This window comes from Peptoniphilus sp. BV3AC2 (assembly GCF_000478945.1).
Lineage (GTDB): Bacteria > Bacillota > Clostridia > Tissierellales > Peptoniphilaceae > Peptoniphilus_B > Peptoniphilus_B duerdenii.
The window spans coordinates 129,489-140,918 of record NZ_AWXD01000031.1; the positions used below are offsets into that span (position 1 = coordinate 129,489).

General features: G+C 34.8%; 8 protein-coding genes. 1 reads left to right on the top strand and 7 read right to left on the bottom strand.

What is annotated here, in order from left to right:
- Nucleotides 1-95 precede the first annotated feature (95 nt).
- The 5 genes from HMPREF1252_RS08325 to HMPREF1252_RS08345 form a co-directional block, all read right to left on the bottom strand.
- Nucleotides 96-827: a TraX family protein gene (locus tag HMPREF1252_RS08325; protein WP_023060188.1), complete on the bottom strand. Its 732-nt coding sequence runs from the start codon at nt 825-827 to the stop codon at nt 96-98.
- 208 nt (nt 828-1,035) lie between these two features.
- Nucleotides 1,036-3,564 carry a magnesium-translocating P-type ATPase gene (mgtA, locus tag HMPREF1252_RS08330; RefSeq protein WP_023060143.1) on the bottom strand — a complete coding sequence of 843 codons (2,529 nt, stop codon included), beginning with the start codon at nt 3,562-3,564 and terminating at the stop codon, nt 1,036-1,038.
- 479 nt (nt 3,565-4,043) lie between these two features.
- Nucleotides 4,044-5,636 (bottom strand): cardiolipin synthase, encoded by a 1,593-nt coding sequence (cls, locus tag HMPREF1252_RS08335; protein ID WP_023060140.1) that lies wholly within the window; start codon nt 5,634-5,636, stop codon nt 4,044-4,046.
- Between the two features lie 2 nt (nt 5,637-5,638).
- Nucleotides 5,639-6,694 carry a Xaa-Pro peptidase family protein gene (locus HMPREF1252_RS08340; RefSeq protein ID WP_023060227.1) on the bottom strand — a complete coding sequence of 352 codons (1,056 nt, stop codon included), beginning with the start codon at nt 6,692-6,694 and terminating at the stop codon, nt 5,639-5,641.
- Complete coding sequence (locus HMPREF1252_RS08345) at nt 6,691-6,957, bottom strand: hypothetical protein (protein WP_023060162.1); 267 nt, start codon at nt 6,955-6,957, stop codon at nt 6,691-6,693. Before HMPREF1252_RS08345 ends, HMPREF1252_RS08340 begins: the two co-directional genes overlap by 4 nt.
- A gap of 90 nt (nt 6,958-7,047) precedes the next feature.
- On the opposite strand from HMPREF1252_RS08345, the gene HMPREF1252_RS08350 reads away from it, so the two are divergent.
- Nucleotides 7,048-9,930, top strand: a complete 2,883-nt coding sequence (locus tag HMPREF1252_RS08350) for an insulinase family protein (RefSeq protein ID WP_023060182.1) — start codon at nt 7,048-7,050, stop codon at nt 9,928-9,930.
- 527 nt (nt 9,931-10,457) lie between these two features.
- Here the strand turns inward: HMPREF1252_RS08350 and HMPREF1252_RS08355 are convergent.
- Both HMPREF1252_RS08355 and pcp read right to left on the bottom strand, forming a co-directional pair.
- Nucleotides 10,458-10,775: a rhodanese-like domain-containing protein gene (locus tag HMPREF1252_RS08355; protein WP_023060154.1), complete on the bottom strand. Its 318-nt coding sequence runs from the start codon at nt 10,773-10,775 to the stop codon at nt 10,458-10,460.
- Nucleotides 10,775-11,413: a pyroglutamyl-peptidase I gene (gene pcp, locus HMPREF1252_RS08360; protein WP_023060201.1), complete on the bottom strand. Its 639-nt coding sequence runs from the start codon at nt 11,411-11,413 to the stop codon at nt 10,775-10,777. Before pcp ends, HMPREF1252_RS08355 begins: the two co-directional genes overlap by 1 nt.
- Nucleotides 11,414-11,430: the final 17 nt, after the last annotated feature.

The following is an 11,430-nucleotide window of genomic DNA, read 5'->3' on the forward strand; positions in this document are numbered from 1 at the left end:
TTCGATTTAATTTAATTGTAAATATATTAAAATCAAATCTCATGAGTAATTACTGCAAATTTTAGGCATAAAAAAACCGCAGATAACTGCGGCATTTAGAGATTAAAATAAAAGCGAATAATCCCAAGTATTAAAAGATGAACTGGATAGAAGAGATAGTTAAACCATTTGTACTGTTTGCCCCTCTTGCCATTGTAAGTTATGGTCATGGCAAAACCTAAGAATGAATATAACTCCTTGATTATAGAAATATATCCAACAGCAGCACCAAGAGCGGGTCTATCGTAAAAAATATAGAACACATAGGCAAGGATAATTGCATGGTAATCGTAGTCAAGGCTAAGTAACATAGAAAGAAGTCCAAACGCCATGACGATTACAATGGAAATTCCATACCAAAGATATTTATCTTTTATTTTCCCTTTAAGCTCATCGATTATCCAAACCGTCACAAGACATAAGCTCAAGGTAAACATCATATTGTTCCAATTTGGATTGTAAAATACTTTTGAAGTGAACATATCGAAGGGCACTTCTGCAATAATTCCAAATAAAATTAAGTTTATAAGATATTTTTTCCTACTCTTGGTCCTAAAGAATCCTTCCACAACGAAGAATATAAATATTGGAAAGGCAATCCTTCCTAGAATCGAAAATATATTTGAAATGTATAGAAGCGGACCCTTGCCATCTAAAAGCGGTGTAACTATCCCGTTGTTTACATGGTCTATTAGCATTGAAAGAAATGCAATGTACTTGAGCTGCGCTCCATTTAAAATCTGAAATTTCTTTAAATTTTCTCTATTAAAACGTCTATTTAAATCCATAAAATCTCCTCGAAAAAATAAGTAGATTTAATAATACAATTAAATTTAAAATTTTACAATAAAAACCGTAGCAATTTCACTACGGTTTCATAAATTTTTTATTTTAAATTTTGAGTCTTATAAAGATTTAAGCAATTTATCTAGGCTCAAAACTTCTTATGGACTGTTGAATGACTCTCATTTTTAAATAAAATCAAAAATCTTTTATTTATTTTCTTGAAAATGAATTGTGTCTATAAAAATTTTTCTTTAATAGTTCTGCAGTTACCGCATATACAAATGAAATCGCAAGTAACGATGCAAATGCTTTAAATGGTAGTGAAATGAGTCCTAAATATACATTCATTGAACTATATGCTATGGCAATTAGCAAAATTACAATTCCAACTATTGCAAGGAGAAGTTTTTTGCTTGGTTTGCTCTTTAAGAATGGTCTTGCCGTTCTAACTATTAGCATAACCACCACAGCGGAAATGACTGACTCCAACATCCATCCAGTTTGGAAGAATTTTTCGTCGGCGTTAAACAATAATAGTAGCACCGCAAAAGTAATGTAGTCAAACACAGAAGAAGTTATTCCAAAAATAATCATAAATCTTTTTATGAATTTCATATCCCATTTAACCGGTTTCTTTAACCAATCCTCATCCACTGAGTCGGATGCGATTTGAAGGGATGGAAAATCTGTGAGTAGGTTTGTAAGTAGAATCTGTTTTGGAAGTAGTGGAAGGAATTTTAAAAATAAACTTGCACCTGCCATCGAAAACATATTTCCAAAATTTGCACTGGTTGCTACAAAAATATACTTCAAAGTGTTTATAAAAGTTCTTCTGCCTTCCTTTATCCCTGAGACTAAAACTTCTAAACTATTTTTAAGTAACACTATTGACGCAGCATCTTTTGCAGTGTCAGCCGCAGTATCTACAGAAATCCCGACATCCGCCTGTTTTATCGCAGGAGAATCGTTGATTCCATCGCCCATGTAGCCGACTATTTCGCCCCTTTGTTTATATGCAAGGATTATTTTTTCTTTTTGATTTGGACTTATCTCTGCAAAAATATCTATGTGAAGTACTTTCTTGTTAAGTTGACTTAGAGAATAGGAATCGAGCTCTTCTCCAACCATGATTTTCTCAGGATCAAGACCAATTTGACTTCCAATATTTTTCGCAATCAAACGATTATCACCGGTAATCATCTTAAGGGCAACGCCGAGATTATTCATTCTCTCAATAACATCTTTTATATTATCTTTAAGCGGATCTATAAATAGAAGTAGCCCCTTGAAGATCAAATTTTGCGCTTTTTCATTTTTAAAATCCGTACCTTCAATATTTTTGTATGCAAGGCCAAGCACTCTGAAACCCTTACTGGAATAATTGTCAAAGAGATTAAAAATCTGAGACTTAACTTCATCTAAGCTTCCAGTACTCCCATCTGACTTCTCGTATCTGTCGCAGACTTTTATTATGCTTTCCAATGCACCTTTTGTGATCATCATATTTTTATTTAAAAACTCACTGTCAGTCTTCACAACTACAGTTAAAAGTTTATTTTCAAAAGAGTAAGGAATTTCAAATAATTTTTTATAACTAGAAAAATCTTTTGTGCACCCTTCTAAAATAGCTTCGTCAATCGGATTTTTATAGCCCTCTTGAAAATATGAATTAATCATAGAAAGAGTCTTTAAATTATCTGACTTCTCACCTGCATAATCAATAGCAGAATCGAGTTTCACCTTTCCCTTGGTGATGGTTCCTGTCTTGTCAGAGCACATAATCGTCATGGAACCGAAATTTTCGATAGCATTTAACTTCTTTACAATTACACCTTGTTCCGACATCCTCTTAGCACCTTGAGAAAGATTGACACTTATAATAGCAGGCAGCATCTGAGGAGTAAGCCCAACTGAAAGTGCCAAAGCAAACATAAAAGATTCTAAAAAAGGTTTATTTAGAACTATGTTAAAAATAAAAATTAAACCAATTAAAATCGTCGTCACATGAAGAATTAAATTCCCAAAATCTTTTATGCCCTTTTCAAAATCTGTATCAGAATCCTTCCTGCTTAGAGAAGAAGTAATCTTCCCAAACTCAGAATCTTTTGCAAGATTAACAATCACAGCTTTTCCTGAGCCGCTGATGACATGGGTACCCATCCAAAGAGAATTATTTCTTTGAGATAAAACAGTGTTTGCAGGAATTTTTCCAAGTATTTTTTCAACAGGAAAAGTCTCCCCTGTCAAACTCGACTCATCAGTAGAAAGAGAATTTACATCTAAAAGAAGGCAGTCCGCAGGTATCATATCCCCAGTCTTTACACTGATAATATCGCCAACAGTCAACTTAGAATTTTCTATCTCTTGAAACTTCCCGTCCCTTAAGACAGCAGACGTAACACTAACAGAAGACAGTAGCTTCTTAACCGCATCACTAGCCTTGCTTTCATGTCTATAACTTAAAAAAGCAGAAATCATAATGATGATTAAAATAATAATTCCATCAGAATAATCCTTAAGGAAAATAGAAAGAATTGCCGCAAAAATAAGAATCATAGTAATAGGATTTTTAAATTGATTAATAAAAATCATAAACTTCGAAGTAGATTTCTTCTCTTCAAAAATATTTTCACCGAACTTATCTATCCTATCCTCTGCCTCTTTATTAGATAGACCATCAGAGCTTGTATTTAAACTATTTAAAATATCATTAACGTCATAAGACCAAAAATCTTTCATTTCAACCTCCATACATTAAATATATTAGTAAATACCCAAAGTTTCAATACGAAATCAAAAACAAAAAAATAATCTTAATAATTATCAATATTTTTCTGTAAGTAGAATCTTCGTTTCTCCATAGATATGACCTGAGGAGTGTCGTTACCCTGAGTGGAAAATTTTATCAACCGCGTTGACCATGAGCGAGCAAATTGTAGCGGAATCAAGCTGATTTCATTAATCTCAATTCTAAATTGTCTTTCCTCAGCCGTTAGGCGTGTGACAATAACAATTTATATTCACACTCGTAGCGGAAATCTAGGTTCCACAGCCGAAGACACCCAAATGAATACGTTCTTAAAGTTGATATTTAGATATTTTTTCTTTACTAATCTTAGTAAACTTTTAATCAAAAAGCACCTAACTATGTTAAGTGCTTCTAAGCTATCTATTATTTCTAATCCATTAGCATGAGTTAAAATTTTATTTATTTTCTTTTACATTAACGGGCCAAATATTCTCATAAATGCGCCGAAAAATCTATATTTTCTTGGAAATGATTGGTAGTATTCTATATCGATCCTTTGGCTTACTGACAATGTGTTTTGAAAGTCTTCTTCTACGCTTTCTGTGGTTTCTTTTCCATGGATAAATATTCCGTTTTCAAAGTTTAGATACATGGATCTGAAGTCCATGTTAACTGTTGAGACTGTGGTTGCTTCTCCGTCTATTATTACCACTTTTGAATGGACAAATCCCGGTGTGTATTCATAGATTTTTACTCCTTCTGGTATTAAATCCTTGTAGTAGGATCTTGCTACTGCAAATGGTATCTTCTTGTCTGGAATGTGTGGCATGATAATCTTAACATCGATTCCCCTCTTCGCCGCAAATGTTAATGCTGTTAACACTTCGTTATCGAGGACAAGGTAAGGGGTCATGATATGTATATATTTTTTCGCTTCGTAGCTCATGTAGAGGTACACATTCTTAGCAAGGGATTCTCCATCTCCCGGTGCGTCTGCGTATGGTATGACGTACTCGTCACTGTTTGGAAAGAATCCGTCCCTTGGTGCTAGATATTTGTCATAATCTTCTTTTCCGTCTGCAAATATATTCCACATTTGAAGAAATATTGCAGTCATGCTCTTAACTGCTTCGCCCCGTATGCGTATGACATTGTCCTTCCAGTGTCCGTATACTTCGATTAGGTTTGCATATTCATCCGCTAGGTTAACTCCGCCGGAGAAAGCCAAATCGTTGTCTATGACAAGCACTTTTCTATGGTCTCTGTTGTTTTGATAGGTTGAAAGAAATGGTGATACCGGTGCAAATATCTTTACCTTTATTCCTTTGCTCTTTAGTTCTTCTTCAAAGTTCTTTGGAAGGTTAAACATACTGATGGCGTCAAACATAAATCTGACTTCCACCCCTTCTTTTACCTTTTCTTCCAAGATGCTTACAAATTCATCTAAGATTTTGCCTGGTTTTAGAATAAAATATTCTGCAAATATAAATTCCTTCGCCTGTCTCATGGCAGAAAATAATGCTTCGAATCCTTCAACAGTATCTTCGTAGTAATCCACTTTTGTGTTTTTGTACACTGGATATGGTCCCATTTTGTGAACATAGTCTGCTAAGCCTTTGAACTCGCTGGCATATTCTTCCATCTCACCTAGATGGTCCTTGTTTTGAAATAGGTATGGCTTCGTCTTCTTTATGTTTTCTTTTAGTGAATTTATTCCAAGTTTGTTTCCTGGAAATGTGTGAAGGAATAGATATAGCATGGTTCCAAATGCTGGAAACACAGATATCGGTGCCATCCATGATATTTTAAATGCTGGGTTCATGTCCTTATCGATGATGTGTGTTATCATCGCTATGGTTATTATGGTCATAGCCGGCGTAAAATATTTTAGATATGATTTGAACTTGGTGTAGATTACAAATAATAACGCGAGTTGGATCAGTACAAGGACGATGATCAGTATCATTGGTCTGTCCTTGTACTTTTTAGATAGGATTTTCGCCCATTCTTCGTATTTCTTTTTTAAATTCTCTTTTTTCTTCTTAGATATTATCTTTCCCATTTTTATTTTATGATTTTAAAGTCCTTTGGATATTTGTTTAAGACTTGACATCCGTCTTCTGTAACTACTACCAAGTCTTCAATCCTAACTCCACATACTCCAGGTACATAGATTCCTGGTTCTATTGAAAATATGTTTCCAACTCTACAAATGTTTTCGTTGTTTTGAGATACATCTCCCGCTTCGTGGACTTCTCTTCCGATGAAGTGTCCTGTTCTGTGGGTGAAGTATTCTCCGTAGCCTGCGTCTTCTATTATCTTTCTAGCTGCTCTGTCCACGTCTTTTAATTTTACTCCAGGAGCAACCTTTTTGATTGCTGTTTCATTGGCAAGCTTTACAGTTTCGTAAATCTTCTTTGCTTCTTCGGAAGCTTCCTTGTAGAAGAATGTCCTTGTCATGTCTGAACAGTATCCATCTTTGATACATTCGATGTCTACAACTATGGAGTCCCCTGCCTTTTTCCTGCTGTCATCTGTAACATGATGTGGATCCCATGAAGCTTTTCCATATCCTACGATTGGTTCGAAGGAAAATCCTTCTGATCCTAAATCTTTATATGTCTTTAGAAGAAGTTCTCTCATTTCCATTTCTGTGTAGTCTTCTTTTAGAAATTCTTCCATTCTACCCATGGCAAGGTCGTTTAATCTTGATGCTTCTGCCATAAGTTTCACTTCTTCTGCATCTTTTATCGCTCTTATATCATCTATTAGATTAGATGCAACGACGAATTCCTTTTTTCCATCCATAATTGGAAGTAGAAATCTAGCATCCATAAATTTATCTACGCCGATTTTTTTAGAATCTTTGATTTCATTCTTAAGCATGCCTACGTAATCGTCTGTATCCAAGAAGTAGATTGGTTCTACATATTTATTTCCGTCCACATTAAATAGTTTGGATAAAAATAGTTTTGCACTATTATCTTTTATAACTAGGACATACATCCTTTCACCTGGATCTATTTCAATGCCAGTTAGGTAATCTATAGCCACTCCGTCTGTTATTAAAAGAGTGTCTAAATCTGTTTCTTTTAATTTTTCGTATAGTTTGTTAATCATTTTTCACCTTCTAATTCAATTGCTATGACTTTTTTATTCAAAGCCTCATCCAAATTTACAAATTTTGCGTCCTTTGCTTCAAACTTTTCTCTTCCATCTTCGTAAGAAGTTACGAGAGCCTTCTTCAAATTTTTGATTATCTCGTAGGTAGATTTGTCGTAGTCCATGTAGTAGTATGTAGTGCCTTTGATAGTAATCTTTTGCATCTTTAAATTTACAGGGCTATCCGCATCTATAAAAGATATTTTTACATTAGATTCCATAGTTATCCTCCAAGTACATTGTAGCATATTGAAAATTTGTATTAAAGACAATAATTACCCTGTATGTTATAATTGTAGCAAGGAGGCAATATGAAAAATTACAAATTAATCGAAAAAAAATATATTGAAGATATCCATTCAGAAGTAAGTCTATATGAACATGAAAAGACTAAGGCAAGAGTAGTAACTCTTGAAAATGATATGGATAACTTGGCATTTGGAATCGGATTTAAAACTCCACCTAAAGATTCCACAGGTGTTGCCCACATACTTGAACACAGTGTCCTTGGAACCAACGAAAAATATACCACCAAGGAACCTTTTTTTGACCTAATCAAAACTTCTGTGGCAACATTTTTAAATGCGATGACATTCTGTGATAAAACCATCTATCCTTTCTCATCAAAAAATAAAAAAGATTTCTATAATCTTTTAGACGTATATATGACTTCTGTCCTTTTCCCAGGAATCTATAAGAGCAAAAATATTTTCCTAAGAGAAGGCTGGCACTACGAACTTCTTAACAAAGAAGACGACATAACTATTAATGGTATCGTCTACAACGAAATGAAGGGTGCCTACTCATCTGAAGACGAACAAATCTACGATGGAATAAGACTTAAACTTCTTGAAAATTCTACCTACGGCATAGATTCAGGTGGTAATCCAAAGAATATTCCTGATTTAAGCTACGAAGAATTTCTAGATTTCCATAGAAAATACTACCATCCATCTAATTCATATATCTACATTTCTGGAAATCTTGACATGGAAGAAGCTTTAGAAACTATCGACAGAGATTTCTTATCTAAGTTCGACTATCTCGATGTGGATTCAGAAATAATTCTTCCTCCAGCTAGAACTAAGAGAGAAGAATTCAACTATGAATACGCAGCTGCTAAGGAAGAAAAGAACAAAGACTACTTGGCAATCGGATACAATCTTGGAAGATACGACGACAAAATCGATTCATTCATGGCAAACTTCATGAGCGAACTTCTTATAGATTCAGAAGCGGCTCCAGTTAAAGAAGCATTAGTTGCCAAAGGTCTCGGTGAAGATGTATATGCTATCACCCAAGAAGGACTAGTTTTAGATTTCAATATCTTCTCTAAGTATACATCTCGCGATAGAAAAGATGAATTCGTAGAAACCGTCGAAAGCACACTTAGAGATCTAGTTAAAAATGGAATCGACAAGGATCTACTAAGAGCAACTCTAAACAAAGTTGAATTTGGTATAAGAGAAGGTGGCGGAGCAAACGCACAGATCTACAGATTTATCTGGGCAATGTCCAACTGGCACTACGGTAAGACACCTTTCGAAGGTCTAGATTTCTCAAAGACTATTAATTTCATAAGAGATAAAATAGACACCGACTATTTCGAAAAATATATAGAAGAAAAATTCCTAAATAACGAAGACTCTGTAGTTATGGTTGCTACTCCATCAGCAACTAAGAATGAAAAAGAAGCCAAGGAACTAAAGGATAAACTAAGCGCATACAAAGCATCACTTAGTGACGAAGAAATCGAAAAACTAATCGAAGATACCAAAGATTTCAATGAATTCTTAAGCAAGGAAGACTCTGATGAAGACAAGGCAACTTTACCAACACTAGAGCTTACCGATATAAAACCAGAGATCGAACATACAGAATTTTCAGTAGAAGAATATAAAAACTCTGAAATTTTAAAGATCGACCAACCTACAAATGGAATAACATTCTTAAACTTTATGTTTGACAGTTCCTTTGTAAAAGAAGAAGATCTATTCTACTATTCACTACTAGATGCATTCTTAACCAAACTAAATACAGAAAATTATAGTTACCAAGAACTGGATAATATAATCAACATGAACACTGGCGGAATCAATTCCAAGTCCATCGTACTAACCCACAGCAAGACAAAGGAAATGATGCCTAAATTTAAAGTAACCATGCGAATTCTATCAGACAAGGTGGAAAAATCATTTGAAATTCTAGAAGAAGTACTATTTAGAACTAAATTTGAAAACAAGAAGAGAATAAAAGATATTCTACTTGAACTCAAAAGCGACATGGACAGTCGTGTCATCCAAATGGGACATATCGCCGCAGCAAATGTAGTTAAATCCTACTACTCAAAAGATTCCTACTACCAAGAAGTAATAGGTGGATTTATCTTCTACAATAGACTATTCGACTTTATCGAAAACTTTGACGCAGAAGTGGACACATTAATAGCAAAATTAAAAGAATTTGCATCTAAGATGTTCAACAGACGTGGCATGGTAGTAAGTGTGACCCAAGAAGAAAACTACATGGATAATATTTCTGAAGTAAAGAAATTCATCGACCATTTAATCGACGAAGAAGTGGTACTAAGTCCATTTGAATTCAAAGAAAATCCAAGAAACGTAGCCTACACATCATCAGCAAATGTAAACTACGTTGCAAAAGGTTACTCCTACAATAAAGTTGGAAAAGAATACAACGGAAATATCGCAGTAGTTAAAAACCTAGTAGGCTCCGACTACCTCTACACAGAAATTCGTGCAAAGGGCGGTGCTTACGGACAAGGACTACTAGTAAACCAAGATGGAGATATGGTAGCAACCTCATATAGAGATCCACATATCACAAACACATTAAAAGTTTACGATAAAATTCCAGAATATCTAAAAAATCTTAAACTAACAGATAAGGAACTAAAGGACGCAATCATCGGTTCAATCAACACCTTCGATCCAAACCTATCACCACAGGATAAAGGCGAACTAGCAATGTCAAGATATATTACAGACCTAACAGAAGAAGAAGTTGCAAAGAACAAAGAAGAATGTCTAAAAACAACCTTAGAAGATTTGAAAAACTACGCAGAAGTAGTAGAAAAAGTAATGGAAAAAGAATATATCTGTGTAATCGGAAACGAAGAAAAAATCATGGAACACAAAGAATTATTCGGTGAAATCATGCCATTACAAAGATAAAATTAAAATTAAATTAAATTAGAAAAGGTAGTGTACTTTACAAGGTCCACTACCTTTTTTATAGAATAACCTAACTACAGTCATCCTCACATCAATACTAAAAAGAAAATCCAAAGGATACAGTCACCCTGAGAGGCAGTCGAGTTCAACAAATCAGTCTTCGCATTGCTTGGCTTCTTTGGAACTCTTTGCACGAGACCTGCTACGAAATCAAAGATTTCGGCTAGGGCTTCGAACTGGTATAAACCTAGTGTGGTCAAGTAAGGGTGATGGTAGTTGGGTGGATTGTTGCTCGATTGGTGTTAATTACTTTCTATGTTTAAAATAGCCTATCGGCTGTGGAAGCAAAATGCTTCCGCTACAAGAATAAAATAGTAGGAATGATAGTTGTACGGATTTTGACTGATTAAAAATAATTTAGTACCAAAGTTTATGGAAGCAGATTGCTTCCGCTACAAATTTATATATTTCTTTAGACTTCATCAAAACAAAAAAGGCAGAGCATAAATAATACTCCACCTTTCATTTTACTTATTAAACTTTCCCTTATAATCCTTGGTGCCGCCGATATTGGTAAGATTGGTATATCCCATCTTTGCCATCTTTTCTAGTGCCATTCTGCTTCTCACTCCGCCGAGGCAGTATGCAAAGACTGGTGTATCCTTATCCTTTATGATATCCACAACTCTTTCTATTTCATCTAATGGAACATTTATTGCATCCATTATATATCCTGTTTTATATTCTTCTTTTCTTCTCACATCGATGAGGACTGCATTTTCTGTTTCTTCGTACTTTTTAATTTCTTTGTTTATGTCCAATTTCTTTCTAAAAAACCAACTCATCAGTGGGTTTTGCCTCCTGTTATCTTTAAATCTTCTCTATTTTCTACTATCGCTTCAATTCCTAGGCTCAGTGCTTTCACAATATTTTCGATACTCATGGACGCCACTTCTTCCTTAGTTGCAACTTGTTCTGGCAAGTATGGTATGTGAACGAATCCTGTCTTCATGTGAGGATAGTCTCTACCTGCAAGGTTTGCCACGAAGTATGCCACGTGATTACATACAAATGTGCCTGCAGTGTTTGAAACTGATGCTGGAATTCCAGCTTCTCTTATCTTAGAAACCATCGCTTTTATTGGCAAGGTCAACAAGTACGCATCTGGACCTTCGCAGATTTTTTCATCTATTGGTGAGTTGCCATCGTTGTCGTCTATTCCAAAGTCGTCGATATTTATAGCCACTCTTTCAACGGTTATTCCTGCTCTTCCTCCTGCTTGTCCTACTGACACCACTACATCTGGTCTATGCCTATCTATATTTTCTTTTAAAATTTCATCGCATTTTGAGATTGAGGTTGGTATCTCAAGTTTTATTATCTCTGCTCCTAAGATTTCATCTTCAAGTCTTTTTACTGCTTCTATTGCAGGATTTATTTTTTCTCCTCCAAATGGATCGAAGCCTGTCACTAATATTTTCATTGGTCCTCCTTTTGTCC